Consider the following 23,209-nt stretch of genomic DNA (forward strand, 5'->3'; position numbering starts at 1 on the left):
TCAGCCCCTTCGCTTCTGCTGCTGCGTGCTTCTTCCGCGTCTCACTGCGAGAGACGCTCGAGGATCAGCGGGCCGAGGTCGGTGACGTCGCCCGCTCCCATGGTGAGAACGAGATCGCCGGGCTTCGCCATTCCCGCGACCGCGTCCGGGATCTCCGCCTTGTCGTGCACCGGCGTCACGTCCGCACCGGCCGCCCGCGCCGCCTCGATGATCAGTTCGCTGGTGACGCCCGGGACCGGGTCCTCACGGGCCGGGTAGATGTCCAGCACGAGCGAGGAGTCGGCCAGGGTCAGGGCCTGGCCCATCTCCTTGCCCAGCTCCCGGGTGCGGGAGAACAGGTGCGGCTGGAAGACGGTCAGGATGCGGGCGTCGCCCGCGGCGGCGCGCATCGCCTCCAGGTCGGCGGTCATCTCGGTCGGGTGGTGCGCGTAGGAGTCGATGACCTGGACGCCCGCCGCCTCGCCCTTGAGCTGCAGGCGCCGCTTCACCCCGGTGTACGCGGCCAGCGCCGGAGCCAGTTCGGTGGCCGGGATGCCGAGCGCGACGCCGGCGGCGAGCGCGGCCACCGCGTTGTGCGCGTAGTGGCGGCCCGGGACGGACACCGTGAAGGTGAGCGGGGCGCCCTCGAACTCGACGGTCACCTCGCTCTTCAGCCCCTGCGGGACGACCGAGGTCACCCGCACGTCGGCGTCGGGCGCCTCCCCGTACGTCACCGTCCGGACGGAGCCGGCTGAACCTTCCGTACCCGCCGAGGTGCGCAGGCGCCGGGTCAGTTCCCGTGCGCCCTCGTGGTCCGACGAGATCACCAGCGTGCCGCCGGGCACGATCCGGCCGACGAACGTCTCGAAGGACTCGTGGATCTCCTCCATGGACGCGTAATTGGCGTGGTGGTCCAGTTCCACGTTGAGGATGATCGCGACCTCGGGGGCGTACTTGTGGAAGCTGCGGTCCGATTCGTCCGCCTCGGCGACGAAGATCTCGCCCTCGCCGTGCAGCGCGTTGGAGCCGGGCGCGTCCAGGTCGCCGCCGATCGCGTACGACGGGCGGCGGCCCAGCTCGGTCAGGGAGACGGCCAGCATCGAGGTGGTCGTGGTCTTGCCGTGGGTGCCGGCCACCGCGATCGGGCGCAGGCCGTCCATGAGGGCGGCCAGCGCGTCGGAGCGGTGGACCACGGGAACGCCCAGTTCGGCCGCGCGGACGAGTTCCGGGTTGTCCTCACGGATCGCCGACGACACGACCACGCAGCTCGCGTCGTCGGCCAGGTGCCCGGCGGCGTGCCCGATGTGGACCGTGGCGCCCAGCGCGCGCAGCGCCTCGGCGGTGGCCGACTCCTTGGCGTCACTGCCGGCCACCTTGGCGCCGCGCTGCGCGAGGATCTTCGCGATGCCCGACATCCCGGCGCCGCCGATGCCGATGAAGTGCGGTCGGTCCATGGCGGTAGGAAGGCCGGGTGCCATGCGTGTTTCTCCCCAGTGGTGACGAGTGCGGGTCGTACGGGCTGTGCGGGTGGTGCGCGACGAGCGGGACGACGGTCCCCGCGCCCTCGTGCGAAGGGCGCCGCCCCAGCCTATGCCTTGCTGTGCGAGAACAGTTTCAGCACCGGCACGCCCACCTTGTGCCGGGCCCGGGAGGCCCAGTCCCGGTGGAAGAACTCCTCCACGTAGTGCGGGTCGGTGAGCACGATCACCTCGTCCGCCCCGGCCTCCTGGACCATCGTCCTCAGCGCGTCCAGGGGGTGGTTCTCGATCAGCCGGCCGTCGGCCCCGTGACCGGCGGCGCGCAGGGCCTGCAGGGACACCTCCAGTGCCCGCTCCCCCGTCGTCCTGGCATCCTCGCCCTCGGGCGTCTCCGCCTCCCGGACGGCGTCGTCGAGCTCGCCGAGGGCCACGTCGTCGATGGCCCTCAGCAGCCGGTCCGCCTGTTCGCCGCGCGGCTGGAGCAGCACCCGGAAGGCGACCTCCTCGTCACCGTGCAGGGTGGTGACGAACTCCACGTCGGCGGACGTCAGGGCCTTCTCGATCATCAGTACGCTTGTGAACACCAGGCGCCCCTTCTCCTCGGAGGGCCGTGGGCCCTCTCTCCCCGTGGGCCGAGCCAGGCCCTGCGGAATCCGTCCTGCCCGTGCCCGCACGGGCACCACCGGGTTCAGTGTGCCCGTCGCACCACCAAGCGGAACGGAACATTCCGCCGATTACCGGGCCAGCGGTAACCATTGAACTCGCATCCGGGTGCTCCTGGACGCTCCCGGACACCGCCGGAGGGTTCGGGCCCGCCCGTCCGGTCAGGAACGCGCGTACCGCGTGAAAAGAAAACCATCCTCCTCCAACATCGATTTCAGCGTGAAACGACTCGGAAGTGTCACAGACGGTCCACCGGCGATGCGCTGAGCGTCACCCGCGACGAGCATCGGGGCGACGGTCAGACAGAGCTCGTCCAGCACTCCGGCCGCCACCAGCTGCCCCAGCAGCCGCGGCCCGCCCTCGGTCAGCAGTCGGGTGTGCCCCAGTTCCGCGAGGGCCCGCGTCGCGCGAGCCGGATCCACACCGGTGCCGTCCCCCGCGATCACCACCCGGGTCCCGGCGGCCGCCTCGGCGGCGGCGATCCGGTCGGGGGGCGCGGCGGCACCAGTCAGGATCAGGGTGTCCACCAGCGGGGTGGTGAACAGCGGCAGGGAGAAGTCCAGGTCCAGGCCGGCGGAGACCACGGCGATCGCCGGCGCGGGGCCCTGCCCGGCCGCCTCGCGCGCCGCCGCGAACTCCGCACGCGCGCGGGCCGGACGGTAGCCCTCCAGCCGAACCGTTTCCGCGCCGACGAGCACGACGTCCGCGAGGGCCCGCAGCGTGCCGAAGACACGCATGTCGGCCGGGCTGGAGATGGGCTGCGAGCGGCCCTCGTGCTGGGCGGCTCCGTCGAGCGTGGACACCATGTTGGCCCGCAGCCACGGCTGCCGGTCCGCACCGGACCCCGGCCCCGGGTAGGCGTATGCGGCGGCCAGTTCAGCCAGGCTCCACTCCCGGTCCTCCGTGCCCTCCCCCGCGCGGGAGGTACCGGTCGTCTCCCCGGCGGGAGCTGCTGTTTCGTCGATCACAGGGAAGAGGCGTCGCATGCCGTGCAGTGTTCCACGCCCCGTAGTATGAGGAAGCGTGTCGTCCTCCTCCCCCGCCGCCCGGCTCGCTCCCGCGGCCGCCGCGGCCCCGCTGTCCCTGTGCGCCCGTGAGCCGCACGTCCCCGCGGACCGGCTCGTCGCCGAGATGGTGCCCCCGCCCCGGTTCGACGCGGTCCGTTTCGACACCTACATACCCGACCCGAACCAGCCCAGCCAGACCGAGGCCGTGCGCGTCCTCGAAGGCTTCGCGGCCGGTCTCGGCGGAGCACCGGGCGGCGATTCCGGCAGGCGCCGGCTGTTCGGCTTCGGGAAGCCGGCGAAGCCCGTCCCGGCCGGCCCGCGCGGTGTCTACCTCGACGGCGGCTACGGCGTCGGCAAGACCCATCTGCTGGCCTCCCTGTGGCACGCCACCCCGGCCGAGCCCGCGCTCAAGGCGTTCGGCACCTTCGTGGAGCTGACCAACCTGGTCGGCGCCCTCGGCTTCCAGCAGACGGTACGGACGCTCTCCGGCCACCGGCTGCTGTGCATCGACGAGTTCGAACTGGACGACCCCGGCGACACCGTGCTCGTCTCCACCCTGCTCGGCAAGCTGGTCGAGGCGGGTGTCGCGCTCGCCGCCACCTCCAACACGCTGCCCGGCAAGCTCGGCGAGGGCCGGTTCGCCGCGGCCGACTTCCTGCGCGAGATCCAGGGCCTGTCGGCCCACTTCCGCGCCCTGCGCATCGACGGCGAGGACTACCGCCACCGCGGTCTGCCCCAGGCGCCGCCGCCGTACACCGACGAACTGGTGACCAAGACGGCGTACGCCACCGAGGGCGCCTCGCTGGACGGCTTCGCGGATCTGCTGGAGCACCTCGCGAAGGTGCACCCCAGCCGCTACGGCGCCCTCACCGACGGGCTCACCGCCGTGTGCCTCACCGGTGTGCGGCCGGTACCGGACCAGTCGACGGCCCTGCGGCTGGTCGTCCTCGCCGACCGGCTCTACGACCGCGAGGTACCCGTGCTCGCCTCGGGACTGCCCTTCGACCAGCTGTTCAGCGAGGAGATGCTGAAGGGCGGCTACCGCAAGAAGTACTTCCGGGCGATCTCCCGGCTCACCGCGCTGGCCCGGGACGCCGGCCGGCTCACCGGGACCCCGTAGCCCCGGGGGCCCGACGCTCCGGGCCCCCCGACCTCGAGCCATGGCCGCGGACCGGACACCGGGCATATCGTGGCAGAAGTGACCGTAAGCGCAGGGAGCAGGCCTCTGAACGGGAGGTCGTCATGGTCGAGGAACTGGTCACCGCAGTCGTCGCCACCGGCGCCGCGGGCGTCGTCTATCTCGCCGCGGCGGCGCGGGTCGTCAAGCAGTACGAGCGCGGGGTGGTCTTCCGGCTCGGCCGGCTGTACAGCGGGGAGCGCCAGCCCGGGTTCACGATGATCGTCCCCGGGGTGGACCGGCTGCACAAGGTCAATCTGCAGATCGTCACGATGCCGGTGCCCGCGCAGGAGGGCATCACCCGGGACAACGTCACCGTGCGGGTGGACGCGGTCGTCTACTTCAAGGTCGTCAACGCCTCCGCCGCGCTCATCAACGTGGAGGACTACCGGTTCGCGGTCTCCCAGATGGCCCAGACCTCCCTGCGCTCGATCATCGGCAAGAGCGACCTCGACGACCTGCTGTCCAACCGGGAGAAGCTCAACGAGGGCCTGGAGCTGATGATCGACAGCCCGGCGGTCGGCTGGGGCGTGCAGATCGACCGGGTCGAGATCAAGGACGTCTCGCTGCCCGAGACGATGAAGCGGTCCATGGCCCGGCAGGCGGAGGCCGACCGCGAGCGGCGGGCCCGGGTCATCAACGCCGACGCCGAACTCCAGGCGTCGAGGAAACTGGCCGAGGCCGCCCAGCAGATGGCGGACACCCCGTCCGCGCTGCAGCTGCGGCTGCTGCAGACGATCGTGGCGGTGTCCGCCGAGAAGAACTCCACGCTGGTGCTGCCCTTCCCGGTGGAGCTGCTGCGCTTCCTGGAACGGTCCGCCCAGCAGCCGGCGCCGACGGAGCGCGCCCTCGAGGAACCGGGGCCGCCCCCCGACGAACCGGGGCCGTGACACGTGCTCCACGCGTGGTTCCCGTGATTCGCGGCAGGTGATAGACACGGCGGGTCACAGTTCCTGTCCGCCAGCAGGAAGGTTCCCCCCACCATGACCGCATCAGGGACCCCCGGGGCCATGGAGGCCGCTGGGTCCGCCACCGGCTCCTCCCCCACGACACGACGTCAACTGCTCGCCCGTTCCGGCGCCCTGGGAATCGGCATCGCGTTCTCCGGCTCCCTCTCCGAGCTGTTCACCCCCACTGCCGCCGCCGCGCAGAACCTCGGCCACCACGGCTACGGCCCCCTCGTTCCCGACCCCGACGGGCTGCTCGACCTGCCGGAGGGGTTCCGCTACCGGGTGCTCTCCCGCGAGGGCGACGAACTGCGCTCCGGTGAGGGCCTCGTCCCCTCCAACCATGACGGCATGGCCGCCTTCGCGAGCGGACACGGCCGCGTCCTTCTCGTCCGCAACCACGAGAACCGCGCCAACGGCAGGGTCCCGGTCCCGGCGATCGACGGACTGACGTACGACCCGCAGGGCAGGGGCGGCTGTACGTCGCTGACCCTGGACTCCCGCAACCGGGTGCTGTCGGAACGAGTCGCGATCGCCGGTACCGCCGTCAACTGCGCGGGCGGGCCGACACCTTGGGGCACCTGGCTGACCTGCGAGGAGACCGAGGACAAGGCGGGCACCAACGGCTATACCAAGGATCACGGCTTCGTCTTCGAGGTCGACGGGGCCGACCCGCGCCGCACGGGGGCGGTGCCGCTCACCGCGATGGGCCGCTTCCAGCACGAGGCGGTCGCGGTCGATCCGAAGCGGGGCGTCGTCTACGAGACGGAGGACGCGTTCGAGCGGCCCTTCGGGCTCTTCTACCGCTTCCTGCCGGACAAGCCGCTCGGCGGCACCGGTTCGCTGCGCGCGGGCGGCCGGCTCCAGGCGATGCGGGTACCCGGAGTGCCCGACCTGTCCTCGATCCAGGAGACGGGCGCGCACTTCGACCGCATCGAGTGGGTGGACGTGCCGGACCCGCAGGCCGCCGGAACCCCCATCCGCTTCCAGGACTTCGGCGCCGGCGGCATCACGCACGCGCAGAAGCTGGAGGGCTGCTACTGGGGCGGCCGGTCGGTGTACTTCGTGTCGTCCTTCGCCCGCAGCGCCGAGGGTTCGGCCGGTGACCACCACGGGCAGATCTGGCGCTACGACCCGGACCGGCGACGGCTGACGCTGGTGATCGTCTTCGGGCCGGACACCGACGTGCAACTGCCCGGCGAGTCACCGGACAACATCTGTCTCGCCCCCAGTGGCGGCCTGATGGTCTGCGAGGACGGCAGCGGCGCGCAGCACGTCTACGGCGTCACCCGGCGCGGCGAGGTGTACGCGATGGCGCGCAACCGCCAGGCGATCACACCAGCCGCCACCGCGGCGGGGGGCACGCCCGAGAAACCGGAGTGGGGCGAGTTCGCCGGGGTCGCCTTCTCCCCCGACGGCCGGACGATGTACGTCAACTGCTACTCCCCCGGGACGACGTTCGCGGTCACCGGCCCCTGGCGGCGGTGACACACGCGGGGCGGCCGGGGAGAGTCCCGGTCGCCCCCGCGGCCCGTACAGGTCCGTGCGCGGTCCGTACGCGGGTCAGGCCGCCAGCAGGTCGTCCATCTGGCCGATCGACTGCCGCAGCCCCTCGACCATGCCCATCTGCGCGAGCTGGTCCATCTGCTCCCGGCTGTCGAAGACCGAGCGCAGTTCCATCCGGGTACCGCCCTCGCGCTCGCTGAGCGTCATCCGTACCGTCGTGGTCGGCATCTCGGGGTTCGGCTTGCCGTCCTGGTCGGAGAAGCCGTCGGTGAACTCCAGGGCGGTGGGCGGGGTGACCGAGGTGATCCGCCACCAGCCGCCGAACTTCTCACCCTCCGGGCTGGTCATGAAGTACCTGACCTCTCCGCCGAGGGTCAGGTCGTGCTCCTCCACGGTCGCCGGGTAGGTCGGCGGCCCCCACCAGCGTTCCAGCTGCCGCGGGTCCGCCCACAGTTGCCACACCTTCTCGACCGGTGCGGTGAAGTCCGCGATCACGGTGAGGGTCAGGTTGTCGAGATCCTTGTCCACGCTCGTGACGGTCATGTGTCCTGTCCTTTCGTCGAGTCCTCGTCGGGCCCCGCCTCGTCCGCGAGCAGACCGGACATCCGGTCCACGCGCGCCCGCCAGGCCGTCTCCAGTTCGTCGAGGGCCTGCCGCGCCCGGCCCACCGCGTCGGGATCGGTACGCACGAGCTGCTCCCGTCCGCGCCGCCGCTTGGTGACCAGCCCGGCGCGCTCCAGCACCGTGACGTGTTTCTGCACCGCGGCGAAGCTCATCGGGTACACATCGGCCAGACGCGACACGGACAGCTCACCCCGCACACAACGGCGGAGTATGTCGCGACGCGTCGCGTCGGCCAGGGCCTGGAACAGCCGGTCCACGGCCTCGTCGGCCAACTCATCTACAACCATTTGGTTGTATGTTAGCTCCCCGCATCCCGCCCCGCAACCGGAAACCGCGTACGGACCGAGCCGGGAACCGCCACCCGGGCGAAACGGCACCACGTCAGCCCGTAAAGCGAAGGAAAGCTCGCATCCCACTCATACCTTCATGCGAGGATCACACTTGTACGCCAAGCGCGCCGAGTCGGCCGAGCGGCAGCCGTATGCGTCGCCCTGGGCGCCGCCCTCACCGCCTGCGGCACCCACCCCCTCACGGCTGCCGCGCCCCGCGCCCTCCGCCACGCCCTCGGCACCGTCCTCGCGGCCGCCCACCCTGGCTCCGGAGCCGACGGGTCTGACCCCGGTCTTCAAGAACGGCCCGCGCACCGGCGGGAAGACCGTCGCCCTCACCTTCGACGCCGACATGACCGCCGACCAGGGCCCGCAGGCGGCGGCGGGCGAGCACTTCGACCACCCGCAGCTGATCGCCGCGCTGCGCGCGCTGCGGGTACCGGCCACCGTGTTCATGACGGGGCGCTGGGCCGAGGAGTACCCGGACCAGGCCCGCTCCATCGGCCGGGACCCGCTCTTCGAGGTCGCCAACCACTCCTACAGCCACTACGCGTTCACGGACGACTGCCACGGCCTGCCGACCCTCTCCGGGGACCGGATGCGCGCGGACGTGGAGCGGGCGTACGCGGCCTTCCGCGAGGTGGGGGTGCCGGACCCGATGCCGTACTTCCGCTTCCCCGGCGGGTGCTACGACCGCGCGGCGCTCAAGGCACTCGCCCCGGCCGGTGTCACCGCCGTGCAGTGGGACGTGGTCGGCGGCGACGCCTTCGCCACGGACGCCGACGCGGTGGCCCGGCAGGTGCTGGACGGGGTGCGCCCGGGTTCCGTCGTCGTCCTGCACTGCACCCGCAGCGCGGCCCCGGCGACCGAGCGGGCCCTGCGGACGATCGTCCCGGAGCTGCGCGAGCAGGGCTACCGCTTCGTGAAGGTCTCCGACCTGATCGCGACGTCGAACGGACGGAACCGGCCGTCCTAGGGTGGAGGTATGGCCGACAACGACTACTGCCTGATCGAAGCGTCCAGGCCGCCCGAGGCCGACGGGCCCCCGTACGCGGAGTGCGTGCTGTGCCGGGAGCCGACGGAGTACCCGGAGTCGTACAAAGGCATGACGCTGTGCCCGGTTTGTGAGTGGCGGGAGGCCGAGCGCACGTCCTGCTCGGGGTGACGGTCGCCGGTGTCCGGCGGCTTGGCAGACTGGAGCGGTGAACAACGACCGGGTGCCCGTCGCCGACAGCCCCTTCCGCCATGAGTCCAGTGCCCGCGACGCGGCACCCCAGTTCGTGCTGCCCCTGGTGGCGCGCATCGAGCGGGCCACGCCCCCGGCCCGTACGGACGCGCTGGCGACGGCGGCCCGCGCGGTGCTGACGATGCTGGCCGACGAGCGGTCGACGGGCGAGGGCGAGTGGGCGCGGGTGATGCGCGACTGGCAGGACGCCCGCATCCGCAAGGTGGTGCGCCGGGCCCGCGGCGCGGAGTGGCGCCGCGCGGAGGCGCTCGACGGCATCACGGTCACCGGCACGTCGGCGGAGGTCCGCGTCTTCCCGCCCGTCCCGCTGGACGGCTGGCCCAAGGACCTGGCCCGCCTCCAGGTCTCCGGCACCGACCTGGACGACCCGGAGCCCGTGCCCCCGGCGGACCCCACCGCCCCCGTCCTGTGGCTCAACCCCGACCTCGACATGTCGGCCGGCAAGGCCATGGCCCAGGCGGGCCACGCCGCTCAGCTGGCCTGGTGGGAGCTGACCGACAAGGACCGCACCGCCTGGCACGACGCCGGCTTCCCCCTCTCCGTCCGCCCCGCCGCCCCCTCCCACTGGCCGGCCCTGATCACCAGCGGCCTCCCCCTGGTCCGCGACGCGGGCTTCACCGAGATCGCGCCGGGCTCCAGCACCGTGGTGGCGGACCACCCGGCCCTGCGCTGAGATCCTGCTCGGCGTCAGGGGGTGTGGAGGCTCGCCAGAGCATGGCGGATCGCCGCCAGGGCCTCCTCGTTCGAGACACCGAGCCGGCCGGCGGCAGCCGCGTACGTGCGCGCGTGTTCCGCGAGCTTCGCCTTGCTGTCGGTGGCGGCCGTCGGGGCGATGACCTGGGTGCCGGAACCCCTGCGGGTCCTGACCAGGCCCGCACTCTCCAGTTCACGGTAGGCCCGGACCACGGTGTTGTTGGCCAGCCCGAGGTCGGAGGCCAGTTGGCGCACGGACGGCAGCCTGTCCCCCTGACGCAGTCGGCCGACGGAGATCAGATCGGCCAGCTGCGCGCGGACTTGCTCGTAGGGCGGGACCGGGGACGCGTGATCCACGCGGATGGACCGCGCTGTCACGGCCGGGCCTTGACGTAGACCTGCGGCAGCAGGAGGACACACAGGCAGTGACACGCCGTCAGGGCGGAAGTGAGGGCGGTGAGAGCCAGCCCCCACAGAGCAGCGTCCTTCATCCCGCCCGCGCAGGACAGGCTCAGCACCACGACCCCCATCGTCAAGGAGACAGCGAAAAGAGGAGCGCTCACCATCACTCCCCAGGCACCGATCGCCGCCCGGATTCCGGTGCGGCGCTGATCGTCACTCCGGGACCGGGCGGTGATACGGCGCAGGAGCACCGCGCAGACAACGGTACCGACGGTGAGGCCGCCGAGGATCGGCCAGGCGTAGTACGGACCGGGCCAGGGCGAGAGCAGCCGTGTACCCGCCGGGCACGTGACCGTCAGCGCACGGCGTGAGCGGCCGTCGGCGTCCGTCGAGGCCGTCGCGGCCGCGACGATCAGGAGGCCGGTCAGGACGACGGCCTGCCCGGTCAACGCAGCGGTCAGAGCACGGGGGACATGGTCCCGGATGCGGCGCGGTGTCACCTGGGCCACTCGCACCCAGCCCTGACTCGGCCGGGCCACCACATCGGACGCGTACACGCCGAGCATGACGAACAGGCCGAAGACGGGAAACCGTACAGCAGATCCACATCGGGCTCAGGGCTGTAGGAGACCAGGGCGTTGACCGCCACACCGGTCGCCGCACCGGCCCATCGCACGGGAGTCTCGAGCCCCTCCCGCCATATGACTCCCCTTCCTGCGCCAGCAGACATCCCGGCCCCTTTCCCTCCCGCAAGGTGTATCAATTACCTGACTCAATCGCGCTCGGAATGAACTGTGTCAAGTAGCTGAAACAGTTGCCGGAGCGCCGGTCAGCGCCGCACGGCGGCCCCCGGCTGACCCTGTGAAGCTCAAATGTTGCTCTGAAGGTGCCCCGGGCCGGGTTCGGAGGCGTCGTTCGGGGTCATACCCACGGCACGCCCGACAGGGCGGCCGACGGGGGCCGGGTGAAGGAGGGGGAATGACGGTGCGACTGGGGACGGGGATCGGGTGGCGGCCGGAGATCGCCGAGGCCGTGGAGGGGATGGCGGGGATCGACTGGGTCGAGGTGGTGGCCGAGAACGTGTGTCCCGGGCATCTCCCCGAGTCGCTGCTGCGGCTGCGCGAGCGCGGGGTGACCGTCGTGCCGCACGGGGTCGGGCTCGGGCTCGGCGGGGCGGAGCGCCCGGACGCGGGGCGGCTGGAGGCGCTCGCCGAGCGGGCCACGGCACTCGGAGCGCCGCTGGTCACCGAGCACATCGCGTTCGTCCGGGCGGGTGGGCCGCTCAGCGCCTCCCCGCGGCTCGAGGCGGGGCACCTGCTGCCGGTGCCCCGTACCCGGGACGCGCTCGACGTGCTGTGCGAGAACGTCCGCATCGCCCAGGACGCGTTGCCCGTGCCGCTCGCCGTGGAGAACATCGCGGCGCTGTTCTCGTGGCCCGGTGAGGAGATGACCGAGGGCCAGTTCCTGTACGAGCTGGCCGACCGCACCGGGGTGCGGTTGCTCGTCGACGTGGCCAATCTGCACACCAACCACGTCAACCGCGGCGAGGACCCCGCGCGGGCGCTCGCCGAACTGCCCCTGGAGGCCGTCGCGTACGTCCATGTCGCGGGCGGCGTCGAGCGGGACGGGGTCTGGCACGACAGCCACGCCCACCCCGTGCCCCGGCCGGTCCTCGACATCCTCACCGATCTCGCCTCCCGGGTCTCCCCGCCGGGAGTGCTGCTGGAGCGGGACGAGAACTTCCCGGAACCGGCCGATTTGCGGGACGAGTTGGATGCCATCCAGGCGGCAGTGGCGAAGGGCGCGGCGGAGGCGGGGGCGGAGGAGGAGGTGCGGTCGGCGGCTGCTCCCGCCGCCCGCGCCGAGCCGGAGGAGGGCTGTCCCGAACCCGCGCGGCAGCGCCTCGCGCTCGCGCAGACCGCGGTGCTGTCCGCGCTGGTCGCCGGGACGCCCGTGCCCGAGGGGTTCGACCGGGGGCGGATGGCGGTGCAGGCACGGGCACTCACCGCGAAGCGGGCGGACGTCGTCGCCAAGGTGGCGCCCGAGCTGCCAGTGCTGCTCGGCGAGGGGTACCGGTCCGCCTTCCTCGCGTATGCGCAGAGCCGGCCGATGACCGAGGGGTACCGGCGGGACGCGCTGGACTTCGTGGAGCAACTGCTGCTCGCCGGGCGGCCGGAGGACGGGCGGATGCGGCGGGAGCTGCGGGAGTGGTGGCTGGAGCGGTCGGGGCCGAAGCCGCGCTCGCACCGGCCGGCGGTACGGCTGGCGCGGGCCACGCGGCGGGTGCTGCTGCGGCGTTGAGCCGCCGTGGCCCCGAAATCCCCCCGGAACCAGGCAGGAAGCCGAGCGGAACATCACATCACCACAACACTCCGTCCGGATGGTGAAAAGGGCATGGTGTTTCCGCGGCCGTGTCACTTACAAACAGTTCATGTTCTGGGTCCTCCTCCTGCTGCCGGCCTGGGCCGTCGCCGGTGTGGCGTGCGCCCGGCTGTGCCTGGCCGCCGTCCGCGCGGCGGCCGTCGGCACCACCGACGCGGCCACCGCCGAAGGGCATGACCTGACGTTGTACGAGGCGGCGTTCCTGTGCGGCGGGCCCCGACGGGTCGTCGATGTCACCCTGGTCTCCATGGCGCGCCAGCGCAGGCTGCTGCTGGCCCGCACCGGCTGGGCGACCGTGGTCGACCCGCGGGGCCGGGACGAGATGGAGCGGTCGGTGATAGGGGCCATCGGTCCGGAGGGGCAGTCCCTCATCGCGCCCGTACGGGCCGCGGCGGCGACCGCGGCCCCCGTGCGCGGTATGGCGGACCGGCTGGTCCGTGCGGGTCTGGCCGTGCCCGAGGACGGCACCGGTACGACGATCGTCGACGGGGTGCGTCAGGTGCGGTTCGCCGCGCTGGCCGTGGTCGGGCTGGGGGCCGCCGCCCTGCTGCTGCCGGCCTCGTCGGAACTGCCGCGCCATCTGGTCGCCCTGTGGTTCGCGCTGCCGTTGATCCTGACCCTGAGCTGCCTGGTCATAGCGCGGATCGAGGTCCACCCGTACGCGCGCCGGGCCTCTCCTGCCGGTCAACGGCTGCTGGGCGCCCTGCACCGCGGTACCCACGGTGCCGGTGACCGTACGTATCTCACCTCCGTCGCCGTACGCGGCGTCCGCGCGGTCGGTGAACCGGATCTGCGTGCGGCCTTCGCACACCGCGAGCACCCGCACCCGCGGCAGGGCCAGGACTCCGGGGGCGCACGGGGGCATTGACGCCGACACCGGCGAACGGTGCTTGCCTTCCCCGACCGCCGAACGAAACATCCCTTTTGTCGCCGTCGTGCGCCGAAAGGGAATACGCGATGAGAACTGCCGTCGTCCACGCGGCCGCCGGGTCCTTGCTGTTCACCACCCTGGCCGTCGCACCGACCGGCAGCGCCACCGCCGCCCCGGGCGCCACCGCCCCGGCCGCCGTCGCGGCCCCGGACGCCCCCGGCGCAGCCGAGCTGCGCGGCACCGCGGTGGCCGCCGCGCGCGCCGCGGCCGAGGGCATCGAGTTCGGCGCCTGCCCGGACGCGCAGGACCTGCCCGGCACCATCGAGTGCGGCACGGTCACCGTCCCGCTCGACTACGCCCACCCGCACGGCAGGCAGATCGAACTCGCCGTCAGCCGCGTCCGGGCCACCGGGAAGGACCCGGACAACGACAAGCGCAAGGTGCCCCGGCAGGGCGCCCTGGTCCACAACCCGGGCGGGCCGGGCGCCGACGGCACGTACTTCCCGCTCATCGGCCTGCTCCCCGAGTGGAAGCGGATCGCGGGGGCCTACGACCTCGTCGGCTACGCCCCGCGCGGGGTGGGCCGGTCCGCCCCGCTGTCCTGCGAGGACCCGGAGAAGTCCGTCCAGGGCCCCACACGGGCGCCGGCGCACCCCTCGGAGTCGTACAAGCGCGAGCGCATCGCGCGGGCCGAGGCGTATGCGCGCGGCTGCGCGGAGCGGGTCGGCGGCGCGCTCCGGCACTACCACTCCCTGAACAACGCGCGCGACCTGGACGTGCTGCGCGCCGCGCTGAAGGAGCCTCGGCTGACGTTCCTGGGGGCGTCGTACGGGACCTACTTCGGGGCGCTGTACGCCACGATGTTCCCCTCGCACGTCCGGCGGATGGTGTTCGACTCGGCGGTGCACCCGGACCCGGAGCAGATCTGGTACCGCAACAACCTCGACCAGTCGGCGGCGTTCGAGGACCGCTGGGCGGACTTCCGGACATGGGCGGCCCGGCACCACGACGTGTACGGGCTCGGCGACACGCCCGCGGAGGTGCACCGCAGCTACGAGAAGGTGAGCGCGCGGCTCGCCCGGGAACCGGCGGGCGGGAAGGTGGGCCCGGGGCAGTTGCAGTCGGCTTTCCTGCAGACCGGGTACTACGACGACCACTGGCCGCATCGCGCGCACGCCCTGTCGGCCTATCTGAAGGGCGATCCGGGGCCGCTGATCGAGCAGGCGGAGCCGCAGCCCGAGGCGGCGGTGGAGACGGAGAACTCGCGGGCGGTCTACGTCGCCGTGGAGTGCAACGACGCGCCCTGGCCGACGGACTGGGCGGTGTGGGACCGGGACAACACCCGGCTCGCCCGCCGGGCGCCGTTCGAGACCTGGGCCAACGTGTGGACGAATCTGCCGTGCGCCTTCTGGCCGGAGCCCCGGCAGCAGCCGCTGGACGTCCGGACCGGGGCGGGTGAGCTGCCGCCGACGCTGATCCTGGCGGCCGAGCGGGACGCGGCGACCCCGTACGACGGGGCGCTGGAACTGCACCGGCGGCTCGCGGGGTCGGCGCTGGTGACCGAGCGGGACACCGGCACCCATGGTGTCGCGGGCGGCCCCAACGCCTGTGTGAACGGCCACCTGGAGGCGTACCTGCTGACCGGCCGGGTCCCGGGGCGGCGCGCGTCCTGCGCGCCGCGCCCGGAACCGGAGCCACGGGCGGAACCGGGGCCGGAGCCGCGTACGGAGACGGAACCGGAGCCCCGGCCCGCCGCCTGATCAGGCGAGGCCGGCGACCAGTTCGGCGATGTCCTTGCGGCGGCCCGTGTAGAACGGGACCTCCTCACGGACGTGCATCCGGGCCTCGGAGCCGCGCAGGTGCCGCATGAGGTCGACGATGCGGTACAGCTCGTCGGCCTCGAAGGCGAGGACCCACTCGTAGTCGCCGAGGGAGAACGAGGGGACCGTGTTGGCGCGCACGTCGGGGAAGCCGCGGGCCATCTTGCCGTGGTCGGCGAGCATGCGGCGGCGGTCCTCGTCGGGCAGCAGGTACCAGTCGTACGAACGCACGAAGGGGTACACGCTCACGTACGCGCGGGGCTCCTCGTCGGCGAGGAACGCCGGGATGTGCGAGCGGTTGAACTCGGCGGGGCGGTGCAGTGCCATGTTCGACCACACCGGCTCGAGGGCCCGGCCCAGCTCGGTGCGGCGGAACAGGTTGTACGCCTCCTGGAGCTGGTCGCTGCTCTCGGAGTGCCACCAGATCATGAGATCGGCGTCGGCGCGCAGACCGGAGACGTCGTACGTCCCGCGGACGACGACGTCCTTGGCGGCGAGCTGGTCGAACAGCTCCTGGACCTCGTCGGCGTACCCGGCGCGGTCCTCGGGCAGCACGTCCTTCAGCTTGAAGACGGACCAGAGGGTGTAGCGGATGACCTCGTTGAGGTCCTTGGCCAGCTTGCCCTTGTTCGGGATCCGTGCGGGGTCGGGGGTGGTGGTGGCGTCGCTCATGTCCCTTATTCTCCTGCGCATCCGTGGAGGCTTTGCATCGGGTCGGTGGTGACCTGCCGCACGCCGTGCGGGAGGTCACCGTGGATCTGGTCGACGGCGGCGTACGCGCTCGCGATGCACGCGGGGATGCCGACGCCGTCGTAGGCCGCGCCGCACACGGCCAGCCCCGGGAGGGCGGCGAGGTGCTCGCGGATGCGCGCCACGCGCGCGTGGTGGCCGACGGGGTACTGGGGCAGTCCGTCGTGCCAGCGGGTGACGCGGGTGGCCACGGGGGTGGCGTCCAGGCCGGTGGCGGCCTTCAGGTCGTGCCGGGAGACCTCGACGAGGTCGGCGTCGTCACGGCGGAGGATCTCCGTCTCGCCGTGCCGGCCGACGGAGGTGCGCAGGACGGTGAGGCCGGGGTCCTCCTCGGCGACCCAGCCCCATTTGTGCGAGGCGAACGTGGACGCCTTGATGGTGCGGCCGTCGACCGGCGGCACCAGGAATCCGCTGCCGGCGGGAAGGCCGGTCTCCGCACGGCGGTAGGCGAGCGTGATGAGCGCCATGGAGGCGTATTCGACGCCGGTGAGCTCGGCGGAGGCCCCGGGGGCCTCGGCGCGCAGCAGCCGCGCGGCCTCCGGGGCGGGCGCGGCGACGACGACCGCGTCGGCGTGCAGCTCCCGCTCCCCGGCGACCACCCGCCAGCCGCCGGCCGGCTCCCGGCGCAGTTCGGTGACCGGGGTGCCGGTGTGGATCTCCCCGCCGCGTGCCCGCACCGACTCGGCGACGGCGAGCGGGAGGGTGCCCACTCCGCCCTCGATGCCCATGAACACCGGACCGGTCTGCTGCGCGGCGGCGGCCCTGGCCTGGATCTCCCGTACCCCTTCGGTCAGGGAGGTGTGGGCGCGCGCGGCCTCGAACAGCTGGGGGACCGCCGCGCGCATCGAGATGCGGTACGCGTCGCCCGCGTACACCCCGCCCAGCAGGGGCTCGACCAGTCGGTCGACGACCTCGCGGCCCAGCCGGGCCGCCACGTACTCGCCGACGGCGATGTCGTCGCCGACCTCGGTGCGGGGCAGTTCGGCGTCGCGCCCGATCCGGGCGAGGCCCTCGTCGGAGAGCACACCGGCCAGGGCGGCGGCCGTGCCGGGGACGCCCATGACATGGTCCTTGGGCATGGGGCGCAGGGCGCCGCGGGTCCACAGCGAGGCGGACGCCGTGGCCGGGGGCTGGAGCCGGTCGGTGAGACCCACCTCGCGGGCGAGAGCCACCGCCTCCGGGCGGCGGGCCAGCATCGACTCGGCGCCGAGGTCCACGCGCGCGCCCGCGATCTCGCCGGGCAGCAGCTTGCCGCCGACCCGGCCCGAGGCCTCCAGCACGGTCACCCGCGCCCCGCGTCCGAGCAGCCGGTGCGCGGCGGCCAGACCGGCGATGCCGGCTCCCACGACGACGACCTGCTGTTCCGCGCCCGCACGTGATCCGCTCATGGCTCCACCCTCTCAGACTCGCCCCGCGGTCTCGCCAGGGCCATCCGGCCCTGGCGAGTCCCTACCGTGACCGCTTCGGGACCGTTTCGCGCCAACGTTCGGCCCGCCCCCGGCGTCGAAGGAACGTCAGTGGTCACGACCCCTGGGGGGAACCGCATGCGCACACGACGACCCGCACGACCCGTACGAGCCGGCCGACCGGTCCACGCGATGGCCGGTCTGCTGCTGGCCGCCGCTCTCGTCCTGACCGGATGCGGCGCCTCGGACACCGACTCCGGCGCGGCCTCGGCCGCCGACCAGAAGGCCGCAGCCCCGCGGGCGGACGCCCCGGCGGGCACGGAGGAAGCGGCGGGAGAAGCAGCAGGGGAAGCAGCGAAGGACGGGGCGCCCGGCGGCTCGTCGGCGGACGGCCCGCGGGCGACCGCGCCGCCCTCGAACAGGAGCGGCACGGCCCACATCATCCGCACCGCCTCCCTGACCGTGCAGGTCAAGGACGCGCCGAAGGCCCTGGACGAGGCCCGCACGGCCACCGAGAACGCGGGCGGCTACATCGGCAACGAGACCACCCGTCGGGACGAGGAGGGCCACGAGCACACGCGCGTGGTGCTGCGCGTGCCCGTCGAGAAGTACGAGGAGGTACTCACGGAGCTCGAGGGCGCCGGCAAGCTCGTCGAACGCAGCGCGAAGGCGAAGGACGTCACCGACCAGGTCGTCGACGTGGAGAGCCGGATCAAGACGCAGCGCGCCAGCGTGGCCCGGATCCGCGAACTGATGGACCGGGCCACCCGGCTCAGCGACGTGGTCACCCTGGAGGGCGAACTCAGCACCCGCCAGGCCGACCTGGAGGCGCTGCTCGCCCGGCAGGAGTCCCTGAAGGACCGCACCAGCCTCGCCACCATCACCCTGTCCCTGTCCGAGACGCCGGTGGAACGGCCCGCGCAGGACGACGACCCCGGGTTCCTGGACGCGCTCGCCGGCGGCTGGGCGGCGTTCGTGACGATGCTGCGCTGGATCGCGGTGGCGCTGGGCGCGGTGCTGCCGTTCGCCGCGGTGGCGGCGCTGCTCGCCCTCCTGTGGCTGAAGGCCGTACGCCCCAGGCTGTCCCGCCGCACGCGGCCCGCGCCGATGCCCGCGCCGCTGTCCGCGCCCGCGCCGGCTCGGGCACCGGAGGAGACGCCGTAGGGCCGGACCCGAAGTGCGCGGCCCCCGTAGCGTGTTCGTATGAGCACGAGCGAGCACACGAGCCGGAGCACGAGTACGAACACGCGCACGTCCGCGGCCCCGGGCGCGCGGGAGCGTCTGGTGGTGATCGGCGGGGACGCCGCGGGGATGGCCGCGGCGTCCCGGGCGCGTCGGCTGAAGGGTCCGGACGAGCTGGAGATCGTGGCGTTCGAGCGCGGTCGCTTCACCTCGTTCTCGGCCTGCGGCATCCCCTACTGGGTGGGCGGTGACATCACCGATCGGGACACCCTGATCGCCCGTACGCCCGAGGAGCACCGCGCGCGGGACATCGACCTGCGGCTGCGCACCGAGGTCACGGAGATCGACCCGGACCGGGGGCGGGTACGCGCGCGGGACGTCGAGTCGGGGGCGGAGTCCTGGACGTCGTACGACAAGCTCGTGATCGCGACCGGCGCGCGGCCGATCCGCCCGGAACTGCCCGGCATGGACGCCCCCGGGGTGCACGGCGTGCAGACCCTGGACGACGGCCAGGCGCTGCTGGACACGCTGGCCCGCACCGACGGCCGCCGCGCGGTGGTCGTCGGTGCGGGGTACATCGGCGTGGAGATGGCCGAGGCCATGATCAACCGCGGCTACGAGGTGACGGTCGTCAACCGGGGCCGGGAACCCATGGCGACCCTGGACCCCGACATGGGGCTCCTGGTGCACAAGGCGATGGAGGGCCTGGGCATCACCATGGTGAACGACACCGAGGTCACCGGGCTGGTCACCGGGGACGACGGCAGGGTGCGGGCCGTGGCCACCGCGGACGCCCGGTACCCGGCGGACGTGGTGGTGCTCGGCATCGGGGTGCGGCCCGAGACCGACCTGGCACGGGCGGCGGGGCTGCCCCTGGGGGAACACGGCGGTCTGCTCACCGACCGGTCGATGCGGGTGCGCGGGCACGAGAACGTCTGGGCGGGCGGCGACTGCGTGGAGGTGCTCGACCTGATCTCCGGGCAGGAGCGGCACATCCCGCTGGGCACGCACGCCAACAAGCACGGCCAGATCATCGGCTCGAACGTCGGCGGCGACTACGCCACCTTCCCGGGCGTGGTCGGTACGGCGGTCAGCAAGGTCTGCGACCTGGAGATCGCGCGCACGGGCCTGCGGGAGAAGGACGCCCACCGCGCGGGGCTGCGGTTCGAGGCGGTCACCATCGAGTCGACCAGCCGCGCCGGCTACTACCCGAACGCCTCCCCCATGACGGTGAAGATGCTCGCCGAGCTGCGCACGGGCCGCCTCCTCGGTGTCCAGATCGTCGGCCGGGAGGGTGCGGGCAAGCGCGTCGACATCGCGGCGGTCGCCCTCACCGCCGGGATGACGGTGGAGCAGATGACGATGCTGGACCTGGGCTATGCGCCGCCCTTCTCCCCCACCTGGGACCCGGTCCTGGTGGCGGCCCGCAAGGCGACGGCGAGAATCCGCGCCACGGCGGGAGGCCCGACGCCCCCTGCCGGCCCTACGCGGTCCCGTTGATCCGTTCGATCGCCTGCCGCGCCTGCTCGGCCGGAGGCCGCGCCTGGTCGGTGGCGGGCCGGGGCGGCAGGGACGACACGGAGGCACTGGAACCACCGAAGGCACTCGCGGCGGCGGAGGTTCCGGCCGCGCCGACGGCGGGGGCCGTGCCGGAGGTCACGGCCGGCGGCTGCTCCCCGGCCGGCCGCGCGTGCGCGGCGGCGGGCCGCGTGGAGCGCAGGCGGTGGCTCACCGCCTCGTCCAGCGTCACCGGCCGCTGCTTCTGGGCGGCGAGCCTTCCCGCCTCCTGGCCGAGCCGGGCGACATCCTCCCAGGGGAGCCGCACCACGAGCGTGAGTTCCGCCTCACCGTCGGGCAGCGCCTGCACCGCGGCGGTCCCTCGGTCGTCCATCACATGTTTTCCTCACGTGGGCCCCGCGGCCCCCTTCCCTGCGCCGCGGGCGGTTGGGAAGGGATACGCACGGCCGGACGGTGGCGTTCAGCACGGTCCCTGATTCCACCGGCGGCCGGACGGGCACACGTGGGATGTGGTCATTCCGGTCCATGACGTGAATCCGGCGCGGCGCACCCCCTGGGTGACGTACGCGCTGATCGCCGCGAACTTCGTCGCCTTCCTGTTCCTCACGCCCGGTGTCGCCGGTTCGCTGACGGGCAGCGGGAGCAGCCTGGCGGAGTTCTGTCACCTGCAGGCGTTCCTGGACCAGTACGCGGCCGTGCCGCGGGAGCTGATCCACCACCAGCTGCCGCGCCTGGTGCCCACCGGCGGCACGGGGGTGGGCCCGCAGGGGCCGGGCTGCCTGGTGGGACCGCCCGGCTACACCAAGTCGCCCGAGCTGAGCGTGCTGACGGCGATGTTCCTGCACGGCGGCTGGCTGCACCTGCTGGGCAACATGCTCTTCCTGTGGATCTTCGGCAACAACATCGAGGACCGCATGGGCCGTCTGCGGTACCTGCTGCTCTACCTGGTCTGCGGCTACGCGGCCGCATACGGATTCGCACTCACGAACCCCAACGCCACCACCCCCCTGATCGGCGCCTCGGGCGCCATCGCCGGCGTCCTCGGCGCCTACCTGGTCCTCTACCCCAAGGCCCGCGTCTGGGTCCTCGTCCCCTTCCTGATCTTCCTGCCCCTGCGCCTGCCCGCCTGGACCGTCCTGGGCTTCTGGTTCCTGCTGCAGGCGGCCTACTCCGCCGGCGCGGGCGTCACCGGCGCCGGGACCGTGGCCTACGCGGCCCACGTGGTCGGCTTCGTCGTCGGCATGCTGATCGCCTGGCCCCTCAAACCGGGCACTCCCCCACCCCCCGAACCGGCCGGCATCCGCTTCGGACGGCAGGCGCGAGGGGACTGGTAGGGCCGCACGCCAGGAACCAGGCTTGTCGAGCTCGGCTTCTCGCCGGCCATGGTGCAGCTGGTGAGTGTGGTGATCGGGTCGCCCATGCCCCCGAACAACACCTTCCTGAGCGTTCGTCCAGGATCACAGCCAGCTGCGGGCCGCCACACGGTCCAACGTGCTGATCGCGTCGGCCGCACCCTCGAGCTCGTACGGCATCTCGAGGATCGCCTCGTGGAAGCCCAGCTCCGCGTAGCCCGCCAGGTTGTCCTTGGTGATCGCGCCGGACTTCGGATCGGGCCCGGAACCGAGCTTCACGACGAGTTTCAGCTCGTTGAAGTCGCGGTGGACGTCGTCGCACGCAGCCTTGAGCCGGGCGATGTGGTCCTCCAGCGCCTCGAGGCTCTGTTTCGCGGGGAGCCAACCGTCGCACGTCAACGCGACGAGACGCATGGCCATCGGACTGAAGCCTCCCCACAGAAACTCGACCGGTGCCGGAGCCGTGGGCAACATGACGAATGACTTCTCCGCGGGCTGGTCGTCGCCACCGCGCACCACGTAGGTGCGCCGGCCGCGGGTCAGTAGCTCCCTGATCTCGGCGATGTCCGTCCTGGCCCGGATGCCTCGCTTCTCGAAGGGCATGCCGACAGCGTCGTACTCGTCGCGGAGCCACCCTGTGCCGACACCGAGCGACAGGGGACGTTCGGTGAGCCACGACATGGTGGCGAGCTGCTTGGCGAGCAGGGTCGGGTTGCGCAGTGTCGCGATGATGACGCTGGTCCCGAAGCGCGCCTCGGGGAGCTGGCCGGCGAGCCAGGTGAGCTGGAGGAGAGGATCGAGCCACCAGGTGTCGGCTCGGAAGGGGCGCTGCCCATCCTCTGTGTGGGGGTACACCGAGGCGCTGGACTCGGGCAGCAGTACGTGATCGCCCACCCAGAACGAGCTGTAACCGAGTTCGAGTGCGGCGTGGCAGGTCGCGAGCAGCTCGGCCGGGGGCAGTCCTTCACTGGCAAGGGGGAGTCGAACCCCCACCGGAATGACGGGGTTGCTAACCATGGGCATTCCTCGGTTCGTCATAGTCGGCGGAGCTTCGGTGAGAACCCTGGAGCGGGCGTGTGGATCGTGTTGTGGCGACCCAGGCAGCACTGTCCTGTTCCCGCTACAGCCCTCGCTGGGCCAGCGTCTCGATCAGGGCGTCGCCGCCGCTGAGGATGTGGTCGAACATCAGCTTGCGGGCGCGTCGGGCGTCGCTGTTGCGCAGCGCTTCGACGATCTGCGGGTGGTCCCCACTGGTTTGCTCGACCTGGCCTTCAATGGCCGTGTAGAAGGTGTTGGACAGGTGCTTGACCACCGAGCCGAGGAGTAGGGCGAGCCGGTGGGAGTCGGCCACCTTGTTGACGGTCCGGTGGAACTGGTGGCCGAGTTCAGCGAGTGCGCGGTCGTCGCCCTTGCCCACAGCCACCTTGTACCGTTCACCGATCGCTTCCAGCTGCGCGATCTCGACGGGCGTGATCGCCTCCGCCGCCCGAGCCGCCAGCTCGCCCGCCAGGGTGGCCTGCGCCCAGAAAAGGTCCCGTACGTCCTGGCGCGTGAATGGCTCCACGACGAAGCCCTTGCGGGGGACGAGCTTGACGAACCCCTCGCTGCGCAGCGCCAGGAGTCCTTCCCGCACCGGGGTGTTGCTCACGCCGACCGCCTCGGCGATCGGCTCCATGCGGAGGAAGTCGCCCGGACGCGCCTCACCGGAGATGATCAGCTCGCGCACGTACGAGGCAACCTCCTCGGGGAGCTGCTGCCTGACGCTGCGCGCATCGGCCCTGATCACATACGGGTTCGGCATGCGTCCCCCTTCACGTACCCAGAAAAGATATTGAATATATTGTATGGCACGTCTTTGTGGTCGAGGGCCAACTTCA

At 72.4% G+C, this 23,209-nt stretch carries 23 protein-coding genes and 1 pseudogene; 12 read left to right on the forward strand and 12 right to left on the reverse strand.

The features are described from left to right. Positions 1–41: 41 nt before the first annotated feature. The 3 genes from murC to DIZ27_RS19540 all read right to left on the reverse strand — a co-directional run bounded on the left by murC (position 42) and on the right by DIZ27_RS19540 (position 3,106). Positions 42–1,457, reverse strand: a complete 1,416-nt coding sequence (murC, locus tag DIZ27_RS19530) for a UDP-N-acetylmuramate--L-alanine ligase (RefSeq protein WP_109379721.1) — start codon at positions 1,455–1,457, stop codon at positions 42–44. Positions 1,458–1,567: 110 nt separating this feature from the next. Next, positions 1,568–2,041, reverse strand: coding sequence for an indole-3-glycerol phosphate synthase (locus DIZ27_RS19535; protein ID WP_181383600.1), 474 nt, complete (start codon positions 2,039–2,041; stop codon positions 1,568–1,570). A gap of 240 nt (positions 2,042–2,281) precedes the next feature. Continuing rightward, a complete protein-coding gene (locus DIZ27_RS19540) occupies positions 2,282–3,106 on the reverse strand; it encodes a pyrimidine reductase family protein (protein WP_109379722.1) in 825 nt (274 codons plus the stop codon). Positions 3,107–3,143: 37 nt separating this feature from the next. Here DIZ27_RS19540 and zapE point away from each other — a divergent pair, with 37 nt between their 5' ends. The 3 genes from zapE (at position 3,144) to DIZ27_RS19555 (ending at position 6,739) form a co-directional block, all read left to right on the forward strand. Beyond that, complete coding sequence (gene zapE, locus DIZ27_RS19545) at positions 3,144–4,247, forward strand: cell division protein ZapE (RefSeq protein ID WP_109379723.1); 1,104 nt, start codon at positions 3,144–3,146, stop codon at positions 4,245–4,247. A 122-nt stretch (positions 4,248–4,369) separates the two neighbouring features. Further along, on the forward strand, positions 4,370–5,194 hold the full coding sequence (locus DIZ27_RS19550; RefSeq protein ID WP_109379724.1) for a slipin family protein: 825 nt from the start codon (positions 4,370–4,372) through the stop codon (positions 5,192–5,194). Between the two features lie 120 nt (positions 5,195–5,314). Continuing rightward, a complete protein-coding gene (locus DIZ27_RS19555; RefSeq protein WP_109379725.1) occupies positions 5,315–6,739 on the forward strand; it encodes a PhoX family protein in 1,425 nt (474 codons plus the stop codon). A gap of 75 nt (positions 6,740–6,814) precedes the next feature. Here DIZ27_RS19555 and DIZ27_RS19560 read toward each other — a convergent pair whose 3' ends face one another. Further along, positions 6,815–7,300: an SRPBCC domain-containing protein gene (locus DIZ27_RS19560; protein WP_109379726.1), complete on the reverse strand. Its 486-nt coding sequence runs from the start codon at positions 7,298–7,300 to the stop codon at positions 6,815–6,817. Next, the gene (locus DIZ27_RS19565; protein ID WP_109379727.1) at positions 7,297–7,668 is read right to left on the reverse strand and encodes a helix-turn-helix transcriptional regulator; all 372 of its coding nucleotides are present in this window, start codon (positions 7,666–7,668) and stop codon (positions 7,297–7,299) included. Before DIZ27_RS19565 ends, DIZ27_RS19560 begins: the two co-directional genes overlap by 4 nt. A 147-nt stretch (positions 7,669–7,815) precedes the next feature. Here DIZ27_RS19565 and DIZ27_RS19570 point away from each other — a divergent pair. The 3 genes and pseudogenes from DIZ27_RS19570 (at position 7,816) to DIZ27_RS19580 (ending at position 9,629) form a co-directional block, all read left to right on the forward strand. Then, positions 7,816–8,686, forward strand: a pseudogene (locus DIZ27_RS19570) (polysaccharide deacetylase family protein). A gap of 9 nt (positions 8,687–8,695) precedes the next feature. Beyond that, complete coding sequence (locus DIZ27_RS19575) at positions 8,696–8,875, forward strand: hypothetical protein (protein WP_109379729.1); 180 nt, start codon at positions 8,696–8,698, stop codon at positions 8,873–8,875. A gap of 37 nt (positions 8,876–8,912) precedes the next feature. Further along, on the forward strand, positions 8,913–9,629 hold the full coding sequence (locus DIZ27_RS19580; protein WP_109379730.1) for an aminoacyl-tRNA hydrolase: 717 nt from the start codon (positions 8,913–8,915) through the stop codon (positions 9,627–9,629). A 14-nt stretch (positions 9,630–9,643) separates the two neighbouring features. Here the strand turns inward: DIZ27_RS19580 and DIZ27_RS19585 are convergent, their stop codons facing one another. Together DIZ27_RS19585 and DIZ27_RS19590 are read right to left on the reverse strand one after the other, a co-directional pair. Beyond that, a complete protein-coding gene (locus DIZ27_RS19585) occupies positions 9,644–10,027 on the reverse strand; it encodes a GntR family transcriptional regulator (RefSeq protein ID WP_109379731.1) in 384 nt (127 codons plus the stop codon). Continuing rightward, positions 10,024–10,617, reverse strand: coding sequence for a hypothetical protein (locus tag DIZ27_RS19590; RefSeq protein WP_258308453.1), 594 nt, complete (start codon positions 10,615–10,617; stop codon positions 10,024–10,026). The genes DIZ27_RS19585 and DIZ27_RS19590 overlap by 4 nt, the downstream gene beginning before the upstream one ends. Before the next feature lie 412 nt (positions 10,618–11,029). Here DIZ27_RS19590 and DIZ27_RS19595 point away from each other — a divergent pair, with 412 nt between their 5' ends. The 3 genes from DIZ27_RS19595 (at position 11,030) to DIZ27_RS19605 (ending at position 15,064) form a co-directional block, all read left to right on the forward strand. After that, positions 11,030–12,352, forward strand: a complete 1,323-nt coding sequence (locus DIZ27_RS19595) for a DUF692 domain-containing protein (RefSeq protein WP_181383601.1) — start codon at positions 11,030–11,032, stop codon at positions 12,350–12,352. Positions 12,353–12,482: 130 nt separating this feature from the next. Beyond that, positions 12,483–13,301, forward strand: coding sequence for a TIGR04222 domain-containing membrane protein (locus tag DIZ27_RS19600; RefSeq protein WP_109379732.1), 819 nt, complete (start codon positions 12,483–12,485; stop codon positions 13,299–13,301). An 89-nt stretch (positions 13,302–13,390) separates the two neighbouring features. Then, positions 13,391–15,064 (forward strand): alpha/beta fold hydrolase, encoded by a 1,674-nt coding sequence (locus tag DIZ27_RS19605; RefSeq protein ID WP_109379733.1) that lies wholly within the window; start codon positions 13,391–13,393, stop codon positions 15,062–15,064. Here DIZ27_RS19605 and hemQ read toward each other — a convergent pair whose 3' ends face one another. Both hemQ and hemG read right to left on the reverse strand, forming a co-directional pair. Continuing rightward, positions 15,065–15,796: a hydrogen peroxide-dependent heme synthase gene (gene hemQ / locus DIZ27_RS19610; RefSeq protein ID WP_109379734.1), complete on the reverse strand. Its 732-nt coding sequence runs from the start codon at positions 15,794–15,796 to the stop codon at positions 15,065–15,067. A gap of 5 nt (positions 15,797–15,801) precedes the next feature. After that, positions 15,802–17,262 (reverse strand): protoporphyrinogen oxidase, encoded by a 1,461-nt coding sequence (hemG, locus tag DIZ27_RS19615; protein ID WP_109379735.1) that lies wholly within the window; start codon positions 17,260–17,262, stop codon positions 15,802–15,804. 156 nt (positions 17,263–17,418) lie between these two features. On the opposite strand from hemG, the gene DIZ27_RS19620 reads away from it, so the two are divergent. Further along, positions 17,419–18,444 (forward strand): DUF4349 domain-containing protein, encoded by a 1,026-nt coding sequence (locus DIZ27_RS19620; protein ID WP_109379736.1) that lies wholly within the window; start codon positions 17,419–17,421, stop codon positions 18,442–18,444. Between the two features lie 39 nt (positions 18,445–18,483). Next, the gene (locus DIZ27_RS19625; RefSeq protein ID WP_309074879.1) at positions 18,484–19,962 is read left to right on the forward strand and encodes an FAD-dependent oxidoreductase; all 1,479 of its coding nucleotides are present in this window, start codon (positions 18,484–18,486) and stop codon (positions 19,960–19,962) included. Here DIZ27_RS19625 and DIZ27_RS19630 read toward each other — a convergent pair. Then, positions 19,946–20,353, reverse strand: a complete 408-nt coding sequence (locus DIZ27_RS19630) for a hypothetical protein (RefSeq protein ID WP_109379737.1) — start codon at positions 20,351–20,353, stop codon at positions 19,946–19,948. The genes DIZ27_RS19625 and DIZ27_RS19630 overlap by 17 nt on opposite strands. Before the next feature lie 136 nt (positions 20,354–20,489). Here DIZ27_RS19630 and DIZ27_RS19635 point away from each other — a divergent pair, with 136 nt between their 5' ends. Further along, entirely contained in the window at positions 20,490–21,314 is an 825-nt protein-coding gene (locus DIZ27_RS19635) for a rhomboid family intramembrane serine protease (RefSeq protein WP_109379738.1), read from the forward strand. Positions 21,315–21,437: 123 nt separating this feature from the next. Here the strand turns inward: DIZ27_RS19635 and DIZ27_RS19640 are convergent, their stop codons facing one another. Together DIZ27_RS19640 and DIZ27_RS19645 are read right to left on the reverse strand one after the other, a co-directional pair. Continuing rightward, positions 21,438–22,349, reverse strand: a complete 912-nt coding sequence (locus DIZ27_RS19640; protein ID WP_181383602.1) for an LLM class flavin-dependent oxidoreductase — start codon at positions 22,347–22,349, stop codon at positions 21,438–21,440. Positions 22,350–22,452: 103 nt separating this feature from the next. Beyond that, positions 22,453–23,133 (reverse strand): GntR family transcriptional regulator, encoded by a 681-nt coding sequence (locus DIZ27_RS19645; protein ID WP_109379740.1) that lies wholly within the window; start codon positions 23,131–23,133, stop codon positions 22,453–22,455. Positions 23,134–23,209 lie beyond the last annotated feature (76 nt).

The sequence above is a fragment of the Streptomyces sp. NWU339 genome (genome assembly GCF_003143855.1).
In the GTDB taxonomy this organism is placed as follows: domain Bacteria; phylum Actinomycetota; class Actinomycetes; order Streptomycetales; family Streptomycetaceae; genus Streptomyces.

What these genes read in the sequence shown, in the direction of transcription:
- hemG (WP_109379735.1), bottom strand. Translation starts at nt 17,262, where the DNA reads ATGAGCGGATCACGTGCGGGCGCGGAACAGCAGGTCGTCGTCGTGGGA.
- DIZ27_RS19620 (WP_109379736.1), top strand. Translation starts at nt 17,419, where the DNA reads ATGCGCACACGACGACCCGCACGACCCGTACGAGCCGGCCGACCGGTC.
- DIZ27_RS19590 (WP_258308453.1), bottom strand. Translation starts at nt 10,617, where the DNA reads ATGCTCGGCGTGTACGCGTCCGATGTGGTGGCCCGGCCGAGTCAGGGC.
- DIZ27_RS19640 (WP_181383602.1), bottom strand. Translation starts at nt 22,349, where the DNA reads ATGGTTAGCAACCCCGTCATTCCGGTGGGGGTTCGACTCCCCCTTGCC.
- DIZ27_RS19595 (WP_181383601.1), top strand. Translation starts at nt 11,030, where the DNA reads ATGACGGTGCGACTGGGGACGGGGATCGGGTGGCGGCCGGAGATCGCC.
- hemQ (WP_109379734.1), bottom strand. Translation starts at nt 15,796, where the DNA reads ATGAGCGACGCCACCACCACCCCCGACCCCGCACGGATCCCGAACAAG.
- DIZ27_RS19555 (WP_109379725.1), top strand. Translation starts at nt 5,315, where the DNA reads ATGGAGGCCGCTGGGTCCGCCACCGGCTCCTCCCCCACGACACGACGT.
- murC (WP_109379721.1), bottom strand. Translation starts at nt 1,457, where the DNA reads ATGGCACCCGGCCTTCCTACCGCCATGGACCGACCGCACTTCATCGGC.
- DIZ27_RS19605 (WP_109379733.1), top strand. Translation starts at nt 13,391, where the DNA reads ATGAGAACTGCCGTCGTCCACGCGGCCGCCGGGTCCTTGCTGTTCACC.
- DIZ27_RS19625 (WP_309074879.1), top strand. Translation starts at nt 18,484, where the DNA reads ATGAGCACGAGCGAGCACACGAGCCGGAGCACGAGTACGAACACGCGC.
- DIZ27_RS19575 (WP_109379729.1), top strand. Translation starts at nt 8,696, where the DNA reads ATGGCCGACAACGACTACTGCCTGATCGAAGCGTCCAGGCCGCCCGAG.
- DIZ27_RS19645 (WP_109379740.1), bottom strand. Translation starts at nt 23,133, where the DNA reads ATGCCGAACCCGTATGTGATCAGGGCCGATGCGCGCAGCGTCAGGCAG.
- DIZ27_RS19565 (WP_109379727.1), bottom strand. Translation starts at nt 7,668, where the DNA reads ATGGTTGTAGATGAGTTGGCCGACGAGGCCGTGGACCGGCTGTTCCAG.
- DIZ27_RS19600 (WP_109379732.1), top strand. Translation starts at nt 12,483, where the DNA reads ATGTTCTGGGTCCTCCTCCTGCTGCCGGCCTGGGCCGTCGCCGGTGTG.
- DIZ27_RS19560 (WP_109379726.1), bottom strand. Translation starts at nt 7,300, where the DNA reads ATGACCGTCACGAGCGTGGACAAGGATCTCGACAACCTGACCCTCACC.
- DIZ27_RS19540 (WP_109379722.1), bottom strand. Translation starts at nt 3,106, where the DNA reads ATGCGACGCCTCTTCCCTGTGATCGACGAAACAGCAGCTCCCGCCGGG.
- DIZ27_RS19630 (WP_109379737.1), bottom strand. Translation starts at nt 20,353, where the DNA reads ATGGACGACCGAGGGACCGCCGCGGTGCAGGCGCTGCCCGACGGTGAG.
- DIZ27_RS19550 (WP_109379724.1), top strand. Translation starts at nt 4,370, where the DNA reads ATGGTCGAGGAACTGGTCACCGCAGTCGTCGCCACCGGCGCCGCGGGC.